Consider the following 19682-nt stretch of genomic DNA (forward strand, 5'->3'; position numbering starts at 1 on the left):
GTGCCCGCGTGCTGCGGGCAGGCTTCACGCCATGCAGGTAGCCCTCATCACCGACCTCGGCGCGATCACCGAAGAATGCGCCCGCGTCGCCGAAAGCATCGGCATCGCCCTCACCGTTCTGCCACCCGACTCCGGAGGCTGGCAGTCAGCGTCACTGATCCTCCTCGGCGAAGACGTGCGAGAAGCTCCTGCCACCGACCGCGCCGACAAAATCCTCGTCGTCCTCGACGGTGACGAGCCCGGTTCGACCTGGGCGAAGGCGGCCCACCTCGGTGTGGACCAGCTGGCGGTTCTGCCCGCGGCAGCAGAATGGCTGAGCGGGCGGATGATCGCGGCCATCGAGCCTCCCAACGTCCCAGGCACCACGGTCGGCGTCGTCGCCGGCTGCGGGGGAGCCGGTGCCTCCGTGCTCGCCTGCGCCCTGGCCAGAAGAGCCGGGACCGATGTCAGCACCGTCCTCGTCGATGCCGACCCGCTCGGCGGCGGACTCGACCTCGTCCTCGGTGCCGAACAGGTGCCCGGGCCCCGCTGGACCGACCTCAGCGCCTCCCGCGGACAGCTGCGTCCGTCGACGCTGGCCGACGCTCTGCCCCGCCACGAAGGCCTCGCGCTGCTGTCCTGGGGACGTGACGACACCGTCGACCTCGACCCGGACGTCTTCGACGACTTCCTCGCCGCTGCCGGTCAGGCCTTCGACCTCGTCATCGTCGACCTGCCCCGCCACGCCCCACCGCAGTGGACCCGCCGCTGCCACCATGTCCTCCTCGTCTCCCCGGCGCGAGTCCGCTCCGCCGTCGCCTCCTCCCAGGTGGCGAAACGGCTGTCCCACGCCCACCCCGATGTCCGCCTCGTCGTCCGTGAGACCGGGGCCGGCGGCCTCGATGCCGACCTCCTCGCCGACTCGATCGGACTGAACCTGGCCGGAAGCATCCGTGACGACCGAGGACTCTCAGCCGCCGTCGACCGCGGGGAGGGCATCCCCGGCGGCGCCCACCTCGGCCGCCTCGTCGACCGTCTGCTGGGGGAGTGGGTGGAATGAGCGAATGGCTCGATGCCTCCCTCGTCGCCGACGTCCGCAAGACCCTGCTCGACAAGCCCGGACCGGTGACCACGGCCGCCGTCGCCGAGGCGGTCCAACGCACCGGACGGGTGCTCGGTTCTGCCGCTCTGCTCGAACTCGTCACTCGGCTTTCGGCCCAACTGTCCGGTGCCGGGCCCCTGCAGGCCGTGCTCGAGGTGCCCGGCACCACCGACGTCTTCGTCAACGGACCGCGGGAGATCTTCTCCGACACCGGTGACGGGCCCCGCCTGCTCGACCTGTCATTGGGGTCCGAAGACGAAGTGCGATCCCTGGCGGTGCGTCTGGCGGCACTCGGCGGACGCCGCCTCGATGACTCCAGCCCCTATGTCGACGTCCGCCTGCCCGACGGGGTGCGGATGAACGCGATCGTTCCGCCCATCTCCGGCGAGACCACGACGATCTCCTTCCGCGTGCCCAAACGCTCCGGGTTCCCCTTTTCTCAGCTGTGCGCAGAGGGATTCGTCCCCGACGAGGTCAGCCCCCTGCTCACCGAGGCGGTCACAGCACGGGCGAACATCCTCATCTCGGGCGGAACGGGCACGGGGAAGACGGTCCTCCTCGGCGCTCTGCTCTCCCTCGTCGAAGACGTCCAGCGCATCGTCATCGTCGAGGACTCCCGGGAGCTCATCGTCACCCACCCGCATGTCGTTGCGCTCGCCGCCCGGCAGGCCAATGTCGAAGGCGGTGGCGAGGTGACCATGGCCGATCTTGTGCGCAACGCCCTGCGGATGCGACCCGACCGCCTCGTCGTCGGCGAGTGTCGCGGGGCGGAGGTGCGAGACATGCTCACCGCACTCAACACCGGACACGAAGGCGGGTGCGCGACGATCCACGCGAACACCGCCGATGCTGTGCCCAGCCGAGTCGCCGCACTCGGCGCCCTGGCGAAGATGACGCCGGAGGCGGTGTTCTCCCAGTTCTCCACGGCCATCGACCTCGTCATCCACCTGCGCCGGACCGGTTCCCACCGCGGTGTCACGGAACTCGCGATCCCGACCCGCACCGGAAGCACCGGCGTGGTGATGGAACCCGTGTGGGGCCGACCGTCGCCGTCATCGTCGGGGACGGCCAACCGGCGCGCCTTGGCCCGGCTCGAAGCCGTGCTCGAACAGAAGTCCGCGGGATGATCATCCTCACCGCCGTCCTCGTGGCCCTGGGCATCGTCCTGGCCGCGCCCTTGGACGCGGGTGCGCGGCTGCGTGAACTGCTCCACCCCGCCGCCGAGACCGAACCGCGACCGACAGCGACCGGAATCCTTCGCCGAGGCGGCCGGGCACCGGATGCGCAGACCGATCGATTGTGGGCGATCGCGGCCGTGGAGAACTGCGCCCACCTGCTCAAGGTGGGAATGACTCCACAGGCGGTGATCGTGACATTGAGCCGGCAGAACGATGCCTTGGCACCGATTGCGCGGGCGATCGGCCTCGGGGAGGAACCGGGCCGTGCCATCGCCGCCCACAGCACCGACCTTCCCGGCCCCGCCGCCGAGGTGCTCTCCGGCATGGCGGCGGTGTGGACGGTGTCCGAACGCTCCGGAGCACCCGCAGCCGAGATGATCCTGCGCTACGCCGCCGCCCAACGCGACGCTCTCGACGCCGAACGCGAACGCCGGATCGCCATGGCCGGACCGAAGTCGACGGTGCGGGTGCTCAGCTGGCTGCCGCTCATCGGCATCGGCCTGGGCCTGCTCATCGGGGTCAGACCCCTCGAACTCATCACCGGGCTGCCGGGACAGCTGAGCATCGGCGCCGGTCTGGCCCTGTATGTCCTCGGCCGGTGGTGGATGCGGACGATGATGCGGCGAGCCCAGAAGTGATGATCATGCTGCCCGTGCTCGCCGGAGTCTTCATCGCCCTGGCAGTGCTGCTGTGGGCGGGCTCGACCGACCGCCGCCTGCGCAGCCTCCTCGGCGAGCCGGGAAAGGAACAGGATCCCACCATCACCGAGGCGGCCCCCACCGAACCGGGGCCCGGGCACTCCCGTGCGGGGACTGCTCGTGCCGTCGCCGATGACCAGCTGGCCTTCGACCTCGATCTGGTCGCGATCTGCCTGACCTCGGGCCTGCCGATTCCCGTGGCACTGACGCTCACGGCCGAAGCGACCGGCGACCGGTCGGGTCTGCGGCGGATCGGGCGGGCGATGACGATCGGCGGCCGCAAACTCGCTGACGACGACCGGCTGCTGCCGGTGCTCGAGGTCTTCGAATTCTCCGAACACTCGGGCGTCGGGCCGGCACCGCTCATCGAATCCGTGGCCAAGGAGCTGCGGGCTTCGTCACGCCGTCGCCGGCAGGAAGCCGCTGCGGCGCTGGGCGTGCAGCTCGTGCTGCCGTTGGGTGTGTGCATCCTGCCGGCATTCCTGCTGCTGTCCGTCGTCCCCGTCGTCATCTCCCTCCTCTCCGACATCACGACCGTGTTCTTCTGAACGGTCGGATCCTCGGTCGCAGCCGGGGTGGTGAGTTGGTGGCTTTCCGGGTCGACCGATAGGGTCGACGAATGGCACCGGTCACACCTTTCAACCAGCTGTCCAATGTCGAACAGGCGGAAGAATACGCCGAAAATCTCTTCGTCGGTCGCTCCGTGCGACTGCGACCTCTGCGAGAGGACGATCTTCCCTACCTCGAACAATGGTGGTTCGACCCCTCGATCGTCGTGTTGCAGAACCACACGGTTCTCCCACGACCCGAAGGCGGAGTCTCCGAGCAGTTCTCTCAGTGGAGCGCGAACACCTCGAGCGAGGCGGTCGGCTTCAGCATCGAACTGACGGAGACCGAGGAGTTCGTCGGGCACGTCACCCTCTACGGTCGCAACCCGATCAACCAGTCCGCGACACTCGCCATCGTCCTCGGCCCCGAATTCCACGGTCGCGGCTACGGTTCGGACGCTGTGCGATTGGCTGTCAGCTACGGTTTCCTGCAGCTGGGACTCAACCGCATCGAGCTGCAGACCTGGGCGTTCAACACCCGCGGCATCGCCTCCTATGCGAAGGCCGGGTTCGTCGAGGAGGGGCGTCGTCGCGAGGCTGTGTTCTTCAACGGTCGCCGTCATGACGAAGTGATCATGGCCATCCTCAGAGACGACTGGGCCGGAAACACCTGAACCACCCGTGCATCGACCCGGCACCGGTCCCGGTGCGGACCTGCTGGTCATCACGCCACTTCGGCGCCGATGACTGTGGACGGCCCGGCCACTCGTCCATGATCTCCCTGTGGACGGCGGCACGGTTTCCACAGGGACGATTTCGACCCTCGACATCGCTGCCTTCTGGCTCCCAGGCTGAAGTTCCGCTCGCAGAGTGCGAACGGGTCTGCTGCCAAGGAGGAGAGCATGAGCACCACATCCCCGCCCCCGGAAACCGACGGGCCGCCCGTCGACCGGATCGAATCGGTCGATGGCGATGAGAGCATCGATCAGTTCTGGGAGGCCGACACCGGAGCGACCACCGCCGAGTACGCCATCACCACATTGGCCGCCTGCGGATTCGCGGCGCTGCTCGTCGTGATCCTCAAGTCCGAACCGATCAAGGAACTCGTCACCGGGGTCATCTCCTCGGCACTCGGGCTGGGAGCCTGAGCCGAGATGGCACGCGGACGCTCCCGTCAGCGACACCGGGACCACGAGCGCGATGAGGGAACGGCAACGGCGGAATTCGCTGTCGTCCTCCCCGCCGTCGTGCTCCTGCTCGTTGTGCTCACGGGAGCTGCCGCGATCGGATTCTCCCAGCTGCGCGCCTTCGACGCGGCACGCTCGGCGGCCCGTGAGATCGCCCGGGGCGAACCCCAGGCGGCTGTCATCGCCGAAGCGAAGAAGCACGCCGGCAGCTCGGCGAATGTCGCCGTGCGCGCCGATGGAGGCTATTCGGTCGTCACGGTCACGATTCGCCTGCCTGCCGCGATCTTCTTCCTCGACACGGTCGATGCGAACGCCACCGCCCGATACGAAGGAGATCGGAGCGGGCCGTCATGATGAACATCGTCGTCGGACTCTGCTCGATCGTGCTCGTCCTTGTCACTGCCGTCGGCAGCCTCTCCCAGGCGTTCGCCGCCTACAGCCAGGCACAGAACGCCGCGGACCTGGCGGCGCTGGCCGCTGCAGACGCAGTGCGCGGACTGGCGACCGGCGAACCGTGCGAGATCGCGAAGGAGGTGGCCGAACGCAACGGCGGGTCGTTGAGCGACTGTGTGGCGTCGCTGAGTGAGCAGTCGGCGTATGTCGCTGTCGAAGTCGACATCCCGGGCCCGCTGCCGAAGGTCAGGGAGAAAGCCGTCGCAGGAAGATAGGACCCGGTCGACGGTGGCTGAGGACGACCGAAGCAGCGCCGCCGCCCTGCGGCTCACCGCGGATCCTCAGCGCAGGACGATGCGCAGCAGACGCAGAGCGGCGTCCTTCTCCAAGGGTTCGTTGCCGTTTCCGCACTTCGGCGACTGCACGCATGAGGGACATCCGTCGATGCACTCACACGCGGCGATGGCATCCCTGGTCGCAGCCAGCCAGTCCTCGAAGACCTCGGACCCGCGTTCGGCGAAACCCGCACCGCCGGCCAGCCCGTCGTAGACGAACACCGTGGCCATGCCGGTATCCGCGTGCAGAGCCGTCGAGACCCCGCCGATATCCCACCGGTCGCAGCCGGCGAAGAGCGGCAGCAGCCCGATGGAGGCATGCTCGGCGGCATGAACGGCACCGGGCAGATCCCCGGCTGCGACTTCGGCCTCGTCCAGCGCTGTCTGCGGAACCGTCCACCACACGGCCTTCGTGCGCAGGGTGCGCTCGGGCAGGTCGAGTTCGTGTTCGGCGATGATCGCCCCGCCCCGCTTCGCCCGCATCCGGTAGGCCACGACCTGGTCCTTGACGTCGACGGTGCCGCTGCACACCGCGATCCCCGACGGCAGAACCCGCTGCGCATCGGTGTCGACGATCTCGATCTCCGTCTGCGAACGCGGCTGCGTCGTGTAGTCGACCTCGGCTCGTTCGACCGCGACGATGTGGTCCTCGAGGTCGAGATCGAGCACGATGAAATCGATCCCCTGATGCGTGTACACCGCACCCGGGTGGGCTCCCGTGTGCGCCCCGGACTCATCAACCGTGCCCAACAGGGTGCCCGTGCTCGCCTCCACGAGACGGAACTGACCATCGCCGGATCCACGGATATCGGACAGGTCGGTCGCCGGCTGGTCCTTGGCCCAGAACCATCCGGTCGGACGAGCCCGCAGCAGCTTCTGCTCGACGAGGTCGTCGATGACTTCGGCCGAGTTGTCCGGGAAGTGCACGAGATCGCCCTCCTTCAGCGGCACCTCGGCGGCGGCTGCACACAGATGTCCGGAGAGCACATGTGGGTTGCCCGGATGGATGACCCCGGCGTCGACGGGGGAGTCGAAGATGACTTCGGGGTGGTGGACGACATAGGTGTCGAGCGGATCGTCACGAGCGATGAACACGGCCATCCACCGCTGTCCGGCCCGGCCGGCACGACCGGCCTGCTGCCACAGGGAGGCCAGAGTGCCGGGCCAGCCGGAGATGATGACGAGGTCGAGCCCGGAGATGTCGATGCCGAGCTCCAGGGCATTCGTCGACGCCACTGCCAGCAGCTTCCCCGAACGCAGAGCGGTCTCGAGCATCCGGCGTTCCTCAGCCAGATACCCTCCGCGGTAGGCGGCGATCTTTCCGGTCAGCGACTCATCGACCTCGCCGACCTGATCGCGCACGGTCTGGGCGAGTGCCTCGGTGCCGCGGCGGGAGGCGATGAAGGTGAGTGATCGGAAGCCTGCGCACATCGCATCGGTGATGACGTCGGCGGCTTCGACGAGTCCGCTGCGTCTGTCCCCGCCCGGTGAGACGGGCGGCTCCCACAGTGCGAAGGAGCCTGAGGCCCGTGGGGAGGAATCCTCGGTCACGGCGTGCGCGGGCCGCCCGGTGAGCTTGGCGAACGCCGCATCCGGCTGGGCCATCGTCGCCGAAGCCCCGATGACGACGGGCGATGCTCCGTAGTGGGCGGCGATGCGCAGCAGCCGGCGGAGGATGAGGCCGACATGGGACCCGAACACGCCGCGGTACCGGTGGGCTTCGTCGATGACGATGAACCGCAGATTCTTGAACATCCGCGCGAAGCGTTCGTGCTGGGGCAGGATGCCGCGGTGGAGCATGTCCGGGTTGGTGAAGATGATGTTCGCATGCCGTCGCGCCCAGTCCTTCGACGCCTGGGAGGTGTCCCCGTCGTAGGCGGCGGGCCGCATGCCTCGGATGATGAACCGTTCGAGTTTGGTCAGCTGATCGGCCGCGAGCGCTTTTGTCGGGGCGATGTAGAGCGCCGAGGCGGTGCGCAGCTTGTCTCGGGTGGCTTGGATGGATTCGATCACCGGCAGCCAGAACCCCAAGGACTTCCCCGAGGCGGTCGGGGTGGCGATGACGATGTCGGATCCGCTGCGAGCCGTGTTCGCGGCTTCGAGCTGGTGATGCCAGAGGGCATCGACGCCGATGGCATGGCAGGCGTGTTTGAGTTCCTCGTCGATCCAGTCGGGCCAGTCGGCATCGTGCTCGAAACGCTGCGGAATGTCGCGGACGTGGACGATGCGCTCATCCCGGGCACCGAAAGCGGTGACGATATCGAGGAGAGCGGAGGAGGCCATGGGTCAATTATGGCGCAGTCGTTAGGATTCTTCTGTGACTGATCTTCCGTTGACCCGCCTGAGCGAGACCCTCTACCGTGCCGGATACACCGAGCCGCGGCTGCGGCAACTCTGGGGTGCCGCGACCTCGGAGGCTCTCGTTCGCAACAACGCCGCTCCGGCCATTCACCGCTGCACTCAGGTGCTCGTCGATGACTCGGCCACCGAATTCGACCGTGGCCTGGCGAATCTGGCCCTGCTGTTCCACTTCCACCGCAGAGTCGATCTCTCAGCGGTCCGCGCCGTGTTGGGTGAGGATGTCGACACCGCCGCCGAGGCGGGGCTGATCGAGATCACTGATGATGAAGTCAGCGCACCGTTCGCCCTCACTCCCTATGACCTTCCGGTGGGAGTTCCACGCGGTTTCCGCACAGGGGATGAGAACCTCTATCTCGTCGCCGATCACGGCACCCTGACCACTCCGGAGGCTCTCGACGGGGAGTTCGTCCTCGGACTCGGCGGGGCCGGACGCACGCTCGTGTCCATCACTCCACGTGACCGGGTCGAACTGGCCGCAGACATCGGCACCGGCTGCGGCATCCAAGCCCTGCTGCTGGCTCGCCACAGCACACGGGTCATCGCCACCGACACCTCTCACCGCGCCCTGCACCTGGCAGCGCTTTCGGCTGAGCTCAACGGTGTCGACACCATCGAATTCCGGCACGGATCTCTGCTCGAACCGGTCGACGAACCCGTGGACCTGCTCGTGTCGAACCCGCCGTTCGTCATCACCCCACGCAGCACGGACACGACCTTCGAATACCGGGACGGCGGAATGACCGGAGACGCGCTCGTGCGCACGCTGTTCTCCCAGATCCCTGCGGCACTGAGCCCGGGCGGACGCAGCGTCTGCCTCGGCAACTGGGAGACCACCTCGGCGAATGCGGACGGACCGGAGACCTGGGTCAGCGAAGACGACACCTCGGTTCTCGTCATCGAACGCGAAGCCCTCGACCCCATCGCCTACGCCGAGACCTGGATCCGCGACGGCGGGATCCCGCGCGCCAGCGCCGCATGGAACACCGCGGTCGCCGCCTGGCTCGCCGACTTCGCCACGAGAGCTGTGGACGAGATCGTCTTCGGGTACGTGCTCATGACACGGGCCGATAACGATGTGCCAACGATCGGCTCCGGGACGTTCAAGACCCGGGTGAGGACCACCTCGGCGCCGGCGAGCAATCCGCACGGACTCGCCGAATTCCTCACCACGATCGTCGCGATCCGGTCCTGGCTGGCGTCGGTCGGGCCCGAGGAGATCGCCGCGACTGCGTTCACACGCTCACCGGACCTTGTCGAACATCGCCATTTCGTGCCCGGCGAATCGGAACCGAGCTCGATCACCCTGGAGCAGGGCATCGGCTTCGGGCAGGAGTTCGACCTCGACACGGCGCTGGCGGGATTCGTCTCCGTCGCCGATGGATCGCTGACTCTGCGGCAGACGGCCAGCGCGCTTGCGCAGCTGCTCGACGTCGATGCGACGGCACTCGAAGATCAGCTCATCGCCCAGGTCAGAGCCCTGTCTGCAGCGGGTGTGCTGCTGCCGGACATCGACTCGACCGAGGGTTCGGCGACCCGGGACGGCGGGGGAAGGGGATAGGATCGTAAACCGTTGATGCCGTGTCCCGGTGAAGTCCGGGCAGGGTCAGGGCCGAACCAGCCGATGACGATCAGGCCCATTCAACAGTGTTACATTGGGCCGGATCGTCCGTTGCAGCGAGCAGCAGATGCCGTGAGAGGAATGTGAAAGCGTGACCACAACCGAGAAGAAGCCCCGTCGCCTCGTCATCGTCGAGTCTCCGACGAAGGCGCGAACGATTGTGGGATACCTCGGCGACGGTTATGACGTCGAGGCGTCGGTCGGGCACATCCGCGACCTGCCCACCCCCTCGGAACTGCCCGCCGATATGAAGAAGGGGCCCTACGGCAAGTTCGCCGTCGACGTCGACAACGGCTTCGACCCCTACTATCGGGTCGACCCGGGCAAGAAGAAGAAGGTCACCGAGCTCAAACGCCTGCTCAAGGATGCCGACGAACTCTATCTCGCAACGGATGAGGACCGCGAGGGAGAGGCCATCGCCTGGCATCTGCTCGAGGTGCTCAAACCGAAGATCCCCGTCAAACGCATGGTCTTCCACGAGATCACCCCTGAGGCGATCGAACGCGCTCTGGAGAACACCCGCGACATCGACACCTCGCTCGTCGATGCACAGGAGACCCGTCGAATCCTCGATCGTCTCTACGGCTACGAGGTCTCACCCGTGCTGTGGCGCAAGATCCGAGCCGGCCTGTCGGCCGGACGTGTCCAGTCTGTGGCCACCCGGCTCGTCGTCGAACGCGAACGCGAACGCATGGCCTTCGTGCCCGCCGACTACTGGGACCTCGACATCGACCTCGGGCTGCCCGACGGAACAAACCCGTTCGCCGCGAACCTCACCACCCTCGATGGGGCCCGTGTAGCCTCGGGACGTGACTTCAACGACAAGGGTCAGCTGAAGAACACCTCGGCGACGGTCGTCGACCAGGCCCGGGCGGAAGCTCTGGCCACCGAACTCAACGGCAGTGCGAAGAACGCTCTGACGGTGTCCGCGGTGGAATCGAAGCCGTACTCCCGCCGTCCTGCCGCCCCGTTCACGACCTCGACGCTGCAGCAGGAAGCCGGCCGCAAGCTGCGCATGAGCGCCCGCCAGGCCATGCGCACCGCTCAGTCGCTGTACGAGCACGGCTACATCACCTACATGCGTACCGACTCCTCGTCGCTCTCGGGCCAGGCCATCGCCGCAGCCCGGAAGCAGGTGACCGAGCTCTACGGTCCCGAGTTCGTGCCGCAGTCACCGCGTCAGTACGCCAGCAAGCAGAAGTCGGCGCAGGAGGCCCACGAGGCGATCCGTCCCGCCGGTGACTCCTTCCGCACCCCGGCGCAGGTGTCCAAACAGCTCAACGGCGATGAGTTCCGTCTCTACGACCTCATCTGGAAGCGCACCGTGGCCAGCCAGATGGCCGATGCGAAGGGCAAGACCGCGACGATCAAGGTCAGTGCCGCGCTCGCAGACGGCCACGAGGCCGGATTCAGCGCCAGCGGCACCGTCATCACCTTCCGCGGCTTCCTCGCCGCCTACGAAGAGGGGCAGGACGCTTCCCGCTACGACACGAAGTCCGGCGAATCCCGCCTGCCGCAGGTCGAAGAGGGCCAGGCGCTGTCGGTGGTCAAGGCCGAAGCCGACGGTCACACGACCGCACCGCCGCCGCGCTTCACGGAGGCGAGCCTGGTCAAGCAGCTCGAAGAGCTCGGCATCGGCCGACCCTCGACCTACGCGGCGACGATCTCGGTGATCCAGGATCGCGGGTACGTCACCTCGCGCGGCAATGCTCTCGTGCCCAGCTGGTTGGCGTTCTCTGTCGTGCGGCTGCTCGAGGAGCACTTCACCGGGCTCGTCGACTATGCGTTCACTGCCGATCTCGAATCCGAACTCGACCGGATCGCGATGGGCGAAGAGGACCGCAATGACTGGTTGGCCGGGTTCTACTTCGGTGACCAGACTCAGGACCGCGAGGGCCTCAAGACGATCGTCGACGACCTCGGTGACATCGACGCCCGTGAGGTCAACACCGTGGCGATCAGCGACGGTGTGAACCTGCGTGTCGGCCGGTACGGTCCCTACCTCGAGGTGCCGTCCGGAGTCGAGGGCGAAGATCCGAAGCGGGTCTCCGTCCCCGATGATCTCGCTCCCGATGAGCTCACAGCCGCCAAGGCGGCCGAGCTCATCGAGACTCAGGGCGGCGAAGACCGCGAACTCGGAGTCGACCCGGAGACCGGGCACACCATCGTGGCGAAGAACGGTCGCTTCGGCCCCTATGTCTCCGAGGTGCTTCCCGAGCCGGAGGAGAAGCCCAAGCGCGGAGCGAAGAAACCCAAGCCGCGCACCGGTTCGCTGTTCAAGTCGATGAACCTCGACACCATCGATCTGGACACCGCGCTCAAGCTGCTCAGCCTGCCGCGTGTGGTCGGTCAGGACGAAGAGGGCACGGACATCACCGCGCAGAACGGCCGCTATGGACCGTACCTGAAGAAGGGCACGGACTCTCGGTCGCTGACGGACGAAGAGCAGATCTTCAACATCACCCTCGAAGAGGCGCTGAAGATCTACTCCGAGCCCAAGCAGCGCGGTGGCCGTCGTGCCGCGGCTTCGCTGAAAGAACTCGGCGAGGATCCGATCTCGAAGAAGCCGGTCGTCGTCAAGGACGGTCGCTTCGGGCCCTATGTCACCGACGGTGAGTTCAACGCGACTCTGCGCAAAGACGACTCCGTCGAGTCGATGACTCTCGACAGAGCAGCGACTCTGCTGGCCGAGAAGAGGGCGAAGGGACCGGCGAAGAAGAAGGCGCCGGCGAAGAAGTCGACGGCGAAGAAGGCACCTGCCAAGAAGTCGACGGCAGCCAAGACGACTACGGCGAAGAAGACCACGGCGTCGAAGTCAACGGCGTCCAAGTCGACGGCGGCGAAGACCACCGCTGCGAAGAAGACCACGGCTGCCAAGTCGACAGCGTCGAAATCGACAGGGACGAAGACCACCGCCGCGAAGAAGACGAGCACGGCCAAGCCGAAGACCCCCTGAGTCGACGGCTGCCGAGCCCGCAGCGTTCACTTTCGCCCTCTGTCTGAAGCCATCAGGCAGAGGGCGAAAGTCGTCTCTTCTCCCCGTGACCTGTGATTGTTGGGTCGATCCACGGTGATTTCACGACCGATTCCACCGTGGATCGACCCAACAATCACGGTCTGCATGGACCGGCCGCGTACTCCAGCAGCCTCACGGACGAGGTCAGCCGCGCGATGACTCCGCGAAGTCGGTGAGCGCCTGGCCGTCGAGGCGATAGGTCTCCCACTCGTCCTGCGGCTTCGCTCCCAGCGATTCGTAGAAACCGATCGACGGTGTGTTCCATTTGAGCACGCACCATTCGAGCCGAGTCAGTCCACGCTCCTGGCAGATCTGCGCCAGCCGACCGAGCAGCGCCTTCCCGGCTCCCGAACCGCGATGTTCGGGCGCGACGAAGAGGTCCTCGAGCCAGATGCCGTTCCTGCCAGTCCAGGTGGAGAACGAATGGAACCAGATCGCAATGCCGATGACTTCGCCGCCGGATTCGGCCACGAGGCCGAACGTGTTCGCTTGACCCCCGTCGGGGAACATCACCGCGGCGAAATCCGCCTCGGTGGCCTCGACCGCGTCCGGTTCCTTCTCGTAGACGGCCAGTGCGTGGACGAGGCGCAGGATGTCGGGCAGGTCGGTCGGCTCTGCTTCACGAATGGTGACGGTCATGGTGTGTCCTCAGAGTCGGTGTTTGTCCGCGTGGGCGGCCACCTCGGCCAGCTCCTCGGCGGTGGGGGACAGGGGCGTATGCGGATTCGCGTCGGAATAGTAGGCGGCGAACGCCTCGGCGACGGAATCGATCGTCACCTCGGGATGGATCTCGCTGATCGATCCGCCCGTGGACGGATCCCAATCGATTCCGAGGGCGGCTTCGACATCGGTGAGGACGGCGCGGATCGGATCCGGATCCTCGACGACGACGGACGACGAGAACAGCCACGCCCCGGAGACCACACGCTGGGCGGTGCCGATCGCCTTGATCCGACCGGCCACGTTGACGCTGTGCTCACCCGGACAGTATTCGCCGGGAATCTCGCCGAGGCGGGCATCGACGCCCAGCCCTCGCAGCACCTCGACATAGTCCTCACCGAAACCGGTGAATCGTGCGGTGGTGTTCGTGATGAACGAATCACTCGGTTCGATGTGATCGATGACCAGAGATCCCGGATGGTAGGCAGCCGCACGCCCGCCGAGGCTGCGCAGAGCAGGCGTGAAACCGTGGTCCCGGGCCGCTTCGATGGCGGTGGCGAAGCCGGGCAGGAAACGATCCCGAGCACCGAACGCCAGGGTCGGAGCCGGTCGGTACATCCGCAGAGTCGCCCCGCGACGTCCGGCCTTGACCGAATCGAGGAGAACGCGGGCGAACGCGAGGTCTTCCACCGGGCCCAAGCCTTCTGCGGCCACCGTGGTCATCGCCAAACTGTCTGTGTGCACGAGTTCAAGGGTAGAGGATCGGCAGGCTCCGACCCGGTTCGGGTTGTCGCAGATCGCACTGGGTTCCAAGAGATATGTCAGTTCGGGCAGATAGTGTAGGGCTGTGAGCATGTTGACGACTACAGGACACCGACTGCCCGGAGCCCCCGGCCGCTTGGTCACCGAGACCGCCGCCTGGGGTGCCCTGATCGTTCTTGTCGCGATCAGCTACGTCGTGGCAGGAACCAGCGGACTCGTCGCGACGGTGGGCGGACGCGCCTTCACCGCCATGGGGGAGTCGCTGAGCGCCGGAGGATTCGACAACCAGATGGGCAGTCTGTCGCTGCTCATCGTCTTCGCACTCTCCTGCGCGGGTCTCTTCATCCCCTCGAAGGTCTTCGCCTCACGACCTCCGGCGGCGCGCAAGACCGCTCTGTCGATCTCCGCGATCATCGAAGCCGCGGTCCTCGTCGTCCTCAGCCTCGCTCCCAGTGCCTGGCTGACCTGGGTCGCGGCCCTGTTCCTCGGCGCCGTGGTGGGACTGCTCATGAGCATCAACCCGTTCAGACATGAGAAGCCGTGGCGTCGTGTCGGCATTCCCGCGGCCGTCCTCGTGTTCGTCTCCTGCGCTTTCCAGATCCTCGGCGGCTCCGCTGCGGGAACCCAGGCGCTCGGATGGGTGTCACTGCTCGTGGGCATCGGCATGGCCGCCGGTTCCGTGATCATCTTCCTCACCCCCGAACGCGCCCTGCACGCGGAGTCCGCGACGACCGGGCAGTTCCCCGAACTCAAAGCCCGGGTGGCCCGCCCCGCCGAATCGATTTCGAATCCGTGGGTGTGCATCGGCCTCTTCGCCGTCCTCGGAGCCACCTTCATGCTCGCTCAGCCGACGGCGATCGGCCACGGCTACGGTCAAGCTGGCTTCGCGGTCATCATCGCCTGCTGTCTCGTCGGATGGGCAATCGGATTCGAGATGGGTCCGACCTTCGCTCCCGGAATGTCCCGTCCGCGCGTGTCCACCTTCGGTCTGCTCGTCTCCGGTGTGCTGCTGCTGGCCACCGGAAGCATCAACGAACTCTCCGGCAAGGTCGTGCTCTCGGCCGCGATCGCGTTCCTCGTCGGCATCGGCGTGCGCGCTCAGCCCTATGACTTCTCCCGCCGCTACGGTGCCGTCGCCGGCGCCGGCCTGGCATTGGTGATCAACGCACTCGACCTCGGCGGCACGGTCGAAGTCGGTTCGAGCCCGGACTGGGTTCTGGCCCCCAGCGACGTCGCGTTCCTCATCTTCGGCATCGCCGCTCTCGTCGCCGGAGTCATCGGACTCTTCACGTTCGACCCCCACAAACTGCAGGGGCTGTCCGTCGACATCGTCCACGGATTCCGTCCGCCCAGCCAGCCCGAGACCGCGGCAGGCGGGCTCGGAAACTCGGCTGAGCGCCTCGGCGCCGGGTTCTTCATCGCCATCGAAGGCGGAGACGGTTCGGGCAAGACCACGCAGATCAAACGCATCTCCGCCGCCCTGGCCGATGACGGTTATCACGTGGAGTCCACGCGCGAACCCGGCGGCACCGAACTGGGCACGAAGATTCGTTCAGTCCTCTTCGACTCCGATCCGCCGAGCCCGCGTACCGAAGCCCTGCTCTTCGCCGCCGACCGCGCCCACCATGTGGCGTCCCTGGTCGATCCCAGCCTCGACGCCGGAAACATCGTCATCACCGACCGATACATCGATTCGACGATCGCCTACCAGTCGGCCGGCCGCAGCTTCGACGAGAAGACGATCCTCGCGCTCAGCCGGTGGGCCACCCAGGGGCTCGTGCCGAACCTGACGATCGTCCTCGACATCGAACCCGAGGTCGCCGCCGAGCGGATGGGCAAGCGCGGCGACAGCAACTACCTCGACCAGGAGAACCAGCAGTTCCACCAGCGGGTGCGCCAGACCTACCTGTCCCGTGCCCACAAGGAACTCGACCGGTACGTCGTCCTCGACGCTTCGGTCGACGCCGATGAGCTCACCGAACGGATCCTCGCAGCCATCCGCGCCCGCCTTCCGCAGACGCTGGTCAAACGCGACACCGGCACCGAGGCGGCCCCCGCCTCAACGTCGACGGCTGAGGCCGACAACGGTCCGGAACGCAGTTCCGTGCCGATCGCTGCCGTAGCCGCCGGGACCGTGCCCGACGACGGCACGGCCGAGGCAGACGACGGTTCCGACGACGCCCACTCCGGCGGCAGCTCTGCAGACTCGGTCGATGCCCGCGAGACTGAAGACGACGCCGTCGATGGCAGCGAAGCAATAGGCGAAGCAGCCGCTGATGCAACAGACCCCGACGATATCGACGATGCGGTGCACGAACGCGGACCGCGCTTCGTCCCGGCCTCCAGCGATCGGTTCGTTCCCTCTGCGATCACCGACGCCGAGGCCGAGATCTCCGGTGCGGTTCCCACCGAACGCGTCGACCTCGGGGCCGATCTGCGGGAGGATCCGGCCGCCTCGGCGAATGGGGAACGCTCCGCCGCTTGCGCATCCCCGGCATCCGCGGATGAGAATGCGGACCGGGATTCGGAAGGCGACGAGGAGGAACTTCCGTCCTTCTTGGAACCGAAGGGCTCGCATCGTTCAGATGAGGCCCCGAACCGTTCCGACGAGGACGCGGCGACCACGGTGCTGCCGGCCAGCGGGACCGCCTCGGAGGCGCTCGTCGACGACAGCGACGAGGCCGATGGGGTGCCGACGGACCGAATCGCCACGGACGAGAATGCTGAGACTCGGATCGTCAACCGCGTCGACCCCGAAGACGCCGAAACTCGCGTTGTCCACCGTGCCGATCCACCTGCCGAAACCGGCACGGATGACGCAGCAGGCGACTCGGTCGACGGCGGGGACGCGGAGACCACGGTTCTGCCAGCCCGCACCGCCCGCGAGATGAGCCGTGAACGACTGCAGGCTCAGGCCGAGATCGAACGGCAGGCTCGGGAGCGCTTGCGCCGGCAGCGCGAACGCAGCAACCGTCGCTTCACCAACCGGGAGGATTCCTGAAGTGAGCGTCTTCGACGAACTCGTCGGCCAGGATGACGTCATCACCCAGCTCGGCTATGCGCTCGACAACCCGGCGGCGATGACCCATGCGTGGCTGTTCACCGGACCGCCCGGGTCGGGCCGATCGAATGCGGCACGCGCCTTCGCCGCCGCGCTCATCTCCGGGGGCACTGAATCGAATGACGTGACCGCCCGAGTGCTGTCGGGTCATCACGAGTCCCTGACGATCATGTCGACGCAGAAATCGGTCATATCGATCGAAGAGGTCCGTGAACTCGTGTCCAAGGCACAGGCGTCGCCCGTGAACTCGAAATGGCGCGTCGTCATCATCGAAGATGCCGACCGGATGATGGAACGCACCGCGAACGTGCTGCTCAAAGCCATCGAAGAGCCGCCTCCGGGAACCGTGTGGCTGCTGTGCGCGCCGAGTCCGATCGATGTGCTCACCACCATCCGGTCGCGGTGTCGTCCTGTGCGACTGCGCATCCCCTCTCGGGATGCCGTGGCACAGCTGCTGATGCAGCGCGACAACGTCTCGGAAGATCGCGCACACTGGGCTGCCGCAGTGGCCCAGAACCACATCGGGCGCGCGAAATACCTCGCACTCAACGAATCGGCTGATGCCGAACGTAAACAGATTCTCGCGATCCCCGGCAAACTCACCTCCGTGGGGGCGACGATCCGTTTGGCCGGCCGCATCGTCGACAACGCTGCCGAAACCGCGAAGTCACGAGTCGAAGAGCGCAACGCCGCCGAGCGGACTCAGCTGCTGACCACCTTGGGTGTCGAAGGGGAGAAGACGATTCCGCCGTCGGCCAGAGCGCAGATCAGGAAGCTCGAGGAGGAGCAGAAGCGCCGCTCGGTGCGGGCCCGCAACGATGAGCTCGACCGGATCTTCCTCGAACTCATGAGCCTCTACCGCGACATCCTCATGTACCAGCTGGGGATCCGTGACGGGTGGATCAACGCCGGCGAAGTCGACCTCATCGCCGAACAGGCGAACCGGGATGGTCCCGACACCACGCTGCTGCGCATCGACGCCATCACCGAGGCTCGCCAGCGTCTGCAGACGAACATGTCGCCGGTGCTCATCGTCGAAGCAGCCTTCGTGCTGCTGTCGAACCCCTGGCTGTAGGAAGACCGCACCGGCGCGATCTGAGTTCCGGGGCCGTGAAACGACGGCGTCGAGAAGCGCCGGGGGAGTAGTCGGCCCCTCAGCTCTCGCTGAGGAGCTCTGTGACGAGTGCCGCGGTGAGTTCGATGCGGCGGGGAATCCAGATCTGCAGGGCATGTTCGGTGCGGGCGTGGGAGCCTCCACCGACGGTGCCGAGACCGTCAAGGGTCGGAGTGCCGACTCCGGCGGTGAAGTTGCCGTCAGACCCTCCGCCGACGGCGACGGACCGCAGCGGGGGATGCCCAAGTCGTCCGGCCAGCCGTTGGGCACGGGCATAGAGGCCCATTGCCATGTCCTCTTCGAGCGGAGCGCGGTTGATTCCGCCCTTGAGTTCGATCTTTGCACCAGCCACGGCGGGCGTCAGGGCGCGCAGAGCGTCATCGATGCGCACCTGTTCATCCGCCGAGGCGGCTCTGGAGTCGATGCCGACGACGGCGTTGGCGGGCACGGTGTTCGTGGTCGAGCCGCTGGTCATCACGGTCGGGACGACGGAGGTGCCGACCGACGGTTTGTGCAGGCCAGCGATCTCGACGACCTGGTTGGCCACCTCGATGGTGGCGTTGATGCCCTTCTCTGGTTCGACTCCGGCATGTGAAGCCAGGCCGGTGACCTCAAGCTGGTAGATCGCGACTCCCTTGCGGGCGATCTTGACGGCACCGTCGGCGGCACCGCTTTCGAACACGAGAGCGGCCTTCGCCCCGCGGGCTTCGTCTTCGATGATCTGCCGAGAGCCCGGGGAGCCGAGTTCCTCATCGGCGGTGATGAGGAGGCTGACACCATCGAGGCTGCCGAGTTCGGCACGGACCTTCGCCAAGGCGTAGATCGCGATGAGCAGTCCGCCCTTCATGTCATCGGCGCCGGGTCCGCGGACCACCCCGTCCTTGACCGAGTACGGGAAGTCGGCGAGCGTGCCGGTGGGCCAGACAGTGTCGTGGTGGCCGATGAGCACGACCTTGCGCGGGCCGGTGCCGAAGCGCCACAGCACATGCGGGTGGCCGTCGGTCTCGATGATCTGAGGAGCGGCTCCGAGCATTCCGGTGCCGATGCGCGAGACGAGTCTGGCACTGCGGGCCAAGGAAGAGAGGTCGTTGGAGAACGACTCGCATTCGATGAGCGCCTGGAAATCACTCATGAAGTCGTCGGAGTCGAACTCTGCCATGGATGTCTCACCCTCGTGTCTGTGCCAACTGTCCTTTCAAGGTTAGCGGGTGTCGGGTCGTGACCTGCCGGCACCCGCTCTCGAGTGGGCCAGGTACTCGGCTGTCACCTGTCAGAGAGGGGGTGACGAAGCTCTCGGTCGGAACCGCCCAGGAAGGGATTATTCGTTTTGACCACTGGCAGAGAAGTTGGCTAAAGTTGGTTCGGTTGCCGCCTTAGCTCAGTCGGCAGAGCGATTCACTCGTAATGAATAGGTCGCGGGTTCGATTCCCGCAGGCGGCTCGGCACCAGCCCCTCTGATCAGCACAAATGATGATCAGAGGGGCTTTCTCGTCTGGCGCAGTACCGGGGCACCTCGGTACAAAACTGGGTTATAGGCCAAAAAGTGTGTATGGGCAGGGCGTGTCGATGCTGGTTCTCACCGGGTTCTGCCGCCCCAGCCCTTCTGGATCCCATTGCCATCCTCGACGCTGAATCCCGTCCCGTAGAGAAGATTCGTCTCCTCTCGGCCC

Annotated in this window: 16 protein-coding genes and 1 tRNA gene; 13 read left to right on the forward strand and 4 right to left on the reverse strand. The window is 66.5% G+C overall.

Translation table 11 applies throughout. From position 1 onward, the window contains the following. Nucleotides 1-31: 31 nt before the first annotated feature. The 8 genes from ssd to ACPUD7_RS05180 all read left to right on the forward strand — a co-directional run bounded on the left by ssd (nucleotide 32) and on the right by ACPUD7_RS05180 (nucleotide 5360). On the forward strand, nucleotides 32-1039 hold the full coding sequence (ssd, locus tag ACPUD7_RS05145; protein ID WP_135537281.1) for a septum site-determining protein Ssd: 1008 nt from the start codon (nucleotides 32-34) through the stop codon (nucleotides 1037-1039). Beyond that, entirely contained in the window at nucleotides 1036-2208 is a 1173-nt protein-coding gene (locus tag ACPUD7_RS05150; RefSeq protein ID WP_425119334.1) for a TadA family conjugal transfer-associated ATPase, read from the forward strand. The genes ssd and ACPUD7_RS05150 overlap by 4 nt, the downstream gene beginning before the upstream one ends. Then, nucleotides 2205-2897: a type II secretion system F family protein gene (locus ACPUD7_RS05155; RefSeq protein WP_425119335.1), complete on the forward strand. Its 693-nt coding sequence runs from the start codon at nucleotides 2205-2207 to the stop codon at nucleotides 2895-2897. The genes ACPUD7_RS05150 and ACPUD7_RS05155 overlap by 4 nt, the downstream gene beginning before the upstream one ends. Continuing rightward, the gene (locus ACPUD7_RS05160) at nucleotides 2897-3505 is read left to right on the forward strand and encodes a type II secretion system F family protein (protein WP_425119336.1); all 609 of its coding nucleotides are present in this window, start codon (nucleotides 2897-2899) and stop codon (nucleotides 3503-3505) included. Before ACPUD7_RS05155 ends, ACPUD7_RS05160 begins: the two co-directional genes overlap by 1 nt. Nucleotides 3506-3576: 71 nt before the next feature. Beyond that, a complete protein-coding gene (locus tag ACPUD7_RS05165; RefSeq protein ID WP_425119337.1) occupies nucleotides 3577-4179 on the forward strand; it encodes a GNAT family N-acetyltransferase in 603 nt (200 codons plus the stop codon). Nucleotides 4180-4407: 228 nt separating this feature from the next. Next, nucleotides 4408-4653: a DUF4244 domain-containing protein gene (locus tag ACPUD7_RS05170; RefSeq protein WP_425119338.1), complete on the forward strand. Its 246-nt coding sequence runs from the start codon at nucleotides 4408-4410 to the stop codon at nucleotides 4651-4653. Between the two features lie 6 nt (nucleotides 4654-4659). Then, complete coding sequence (locus ACPUD7_RS05175; RefSeq protein WP_135537276.1) at nucleotides 4660-5046, forward strand: TadE family type IV pilus minor pilin; 387 nt, start codon at nucleotides 4660-4662, stop codon at nucleotides 5044-5046. Further along, complete coding sequence (locus tag ACPUD7_RS05180) at nucleotides 5043-5360, forward strand: Rv3654c family TadE-like protein (RefSeq protein ID WP_135537275.1); 318 nt, start codon at nucleotides 5043-5045, stop codon at nucleotides 5358-5360. The genes ACPUD7_RS05175 and ACPUD7_RS05180 overlap by 4 nt, the downstream gene beginning before the upstream one ends. 66 nt (nucleotides 5361-5426) lie before the next feature. Here ACPUD7_RS05180 and ACPUD7_RS05185 read toward each other — a convergent pair whose 3' ends face one another. Next, nucleotides 5427-7703 (reverse strand): DEAD/DEAH box helicase, encoded by a 2277-nt coding sequence (locus tag ACPUD7_RS05185; protein ID WP_425119339.1) that lies wholly within the window; start codon nucleotides 7701-7703, stop codon nucleotides 5427-5429. 34 nt (nucleotides 7704-7737) lie between these two features. Between ACPUD7_RS05185 and ACPUD7_RS05190 the strand changes: the two genes are divergently transcribed. Beyond that, entirely contained in the window at nucleotides 7738-9339 is a 1602-nt protein-coding gene (locus ACPUD7_RS05190; protein WP_425119340.1) for a DUF7059 domain-containing protein, read from the forward strand. Nucleotides 9340-9490: 151 nt separating this feature from the next. Continuing rightward, entirely contained in the window at nucleotides 9491-12355 is a 2865-nt protein-coding gene (gene topA / locus ACPUD7_RS05195; protein ID WP_425119341.1) for a type I DNA topoisomerase, read from the forward strand. A 204-nt stretch (nucleotides 12356-12559) separates the two neighbouring features. Here the strand turns inward: topA and ACPUD7_RS05200 are convergent, their stop codons facing one another. Together ACPUD7_RS05200 and ACPUD7_RS05205 are read right to left on the reverse strand one after the other, a co-directional pair. After that, nucleotides 12560-13054, reverse strand: coding sequence for a GNAT family N-acetyltransferase (locus tag ACPUD7_RS05200; protein WP_167194365.1), 495 nt, complete (start codon nucleotides 13052-13054; stop codon nucleotides 12560-12562). Between the two features lie 9 nt (nucleotides 13055-13063). Beyond that, nucleotides 13064-13819: a lipoate--protein ligase family protein gene (locus ACPUD7_RS05205; protein WP_425119343.1), complete on the reverse strand. Its 756-nt coding sequence runs from the start codon at nucleotides 13817-13819 to the stop codon at nucleotides 13064-13066. A 109-nt stretch (nucleotides 13820-13928) separates the two neighbouring features. On the opposite strand from ACPUD7_RS05205, the gene tmk reads away from it, so the two are divergent. Together tmk and ACPUD7_RS05215 are read left to right on the forward strand one after the other, a co-directional pair. Beyond that, nucleotides 13929-16838 (forward strand): dTMP kinase, encoded by a 2910-nt coding sequence (tmk, locus tag ACPUD7_RS05210; RefSeq protein WP_425119348.1) that lies wholly within the window; start codon nucleotides 13929-13931, stop codon nucleotides 16836-16838. A 1-nt stretch (nucleotide 16839) separates the two neighbouring features. Continuing rightward, on the forward strand, nucleotides 16840-17973 hold the full coding sequence (locus tag ACPUD7_RS05215; RefSeq protein WP_425119344.1) for a DNA polymerase III subunit delta': 1134 nt from the start codon (nucleotides 16840-16842) through the stop codon (nucleotides 17971-17973). A 79-nt stretch (nucleotides 17974-18052) separates the two neighbouring features. On the opposite strand, the gene ACPUD7_RS05220 is transcribed toward ACPUD7_RS05215, so the two are convergent. Further along, nucleotides 18053-19171: a M20/M25/M40 family metallo-hydrolase gene (locus ACPUD7_RS05220; protein WP_425119345.1), complete on the reverse strand. Its 1119-nt coding sequence runs from the start codon at nucleotides 19169-19171 to the stop codon at nucleotides 18053-18055. 208 nt (nucleotides 19172-19379) lie between these two features. On the opposite strand from ACPUD7_RS05220, the gene ACPUD7_RS05225 reads away from it, so the two are divergent. Continuing rightward, nucleotides 19380-19452: transfer RNA gene (locus ACPUD7_RS05225), tRNA-Thr, on the forward strand. Nucleotides 19453-19682 lie beyond the last annotated feature (230 nt).

This window comes from Brevibacterium sp. FAM 24630, assembly GCF_049804075.1.
Classification (GTDB): domain Bacteria; phylum Actinomycetota; class Actinomycetes; order Actinomycetales; family Brevibacteriaceae; genus Brevibacterium.

What these genes read in the sequence shown, in the direction of transcription:
- ssd (WP_135537281.1), top strand. Translation starts at nt 32, where the DNA reads ATGCAGGTAGCCCTCATCACCGACCTCGGCGCGATCACCGAAGAATGC.
- ACPUD7_RS05150 (WP_425119334.1), top strand. Translation starts at nt 1,036, where the DNA reads ATGAGCGAATGGCTCGATGCCTCCCTCGTCGCCGACGTCCGCAAGACC.
- ACPUD7_RS05155 (WP_425119335.1), top strand. Translation starts at nt 2,205, where the DNA reads ATGATCATCCTCACCGCCGTCCTCGTGGCCCTGGGCATCGTCCTGGCC.
- ACPUD7_RS05160 (WP_425119336.1), top strand. Translation starts at nt 2,897, where the DNA reads ATGATCATGCTGCCCGTGCTCGCCGGAGTCTTCATCGCCCTGGCAGTG.
- ACPUD7_RS05165 (WP_425119337.1), top strand. Translation starts at nt 3,577, where the DNA reads ATGGCACCGGTCACACCTTTCAACCAGCTGTCCAATGTCGAACAGGCG.
- ACPUD7_RS05170 (WP_425119338.1), top strand. Translation starts at nt 4,408, where the DNA reads ATGAGCACCACATCCCCGCCCCCGGAAACCGACGGGCCGCCCGTCGAC.
- ACPUD7_RS05175 (WP_135537276.1), top strand. Translation starts at nt 4,660, where the DNA reads ATGGCACGCGGACGCTCCCGTCAGCGACACCGGGACCACGAGCGCGAT.
- ACPUD7_RS05180 (WP_135537275.1), top strand. Translation starts at nt 5,043, where the DNA reads ATGATGAACATCGTCGTCGGACTCTGCTCGATCGTGCTCGTCCTTGTC.
- ACPUD7_RS05185 (WP_425119339.1), bottom strand. Translation starts at nt 7,703, where the DNA reads ATGGCCTCCTCCGCTCTCCTCGATATCGTCACCGCTTTCGGTGCCCGG.
- ACPUD7_RS05200 (WP_167194365.1), bottom strand. Translation starts at nt 13,054, where the DNA reads ATGACCGTCACCATTCGTGAAGCAGAGCCGACCGACCTGCCCGACATC.
- tmk (WP_425119348.1), top strand. Translation starts at nt 13,929, where the DNA reads ATGTTGACGACTACAGGACACCGACTGCCCGGAGCCCCCGGCCGCTTG.
- ACPUD7_RS05220 (WP_425119345.1), bottom strand. Translation starts at nt 19,171, where the DNA reads ATGGCAGAGTTCGACTCCGACGACTTCATGAGTGATTTCCAGGCGCTC.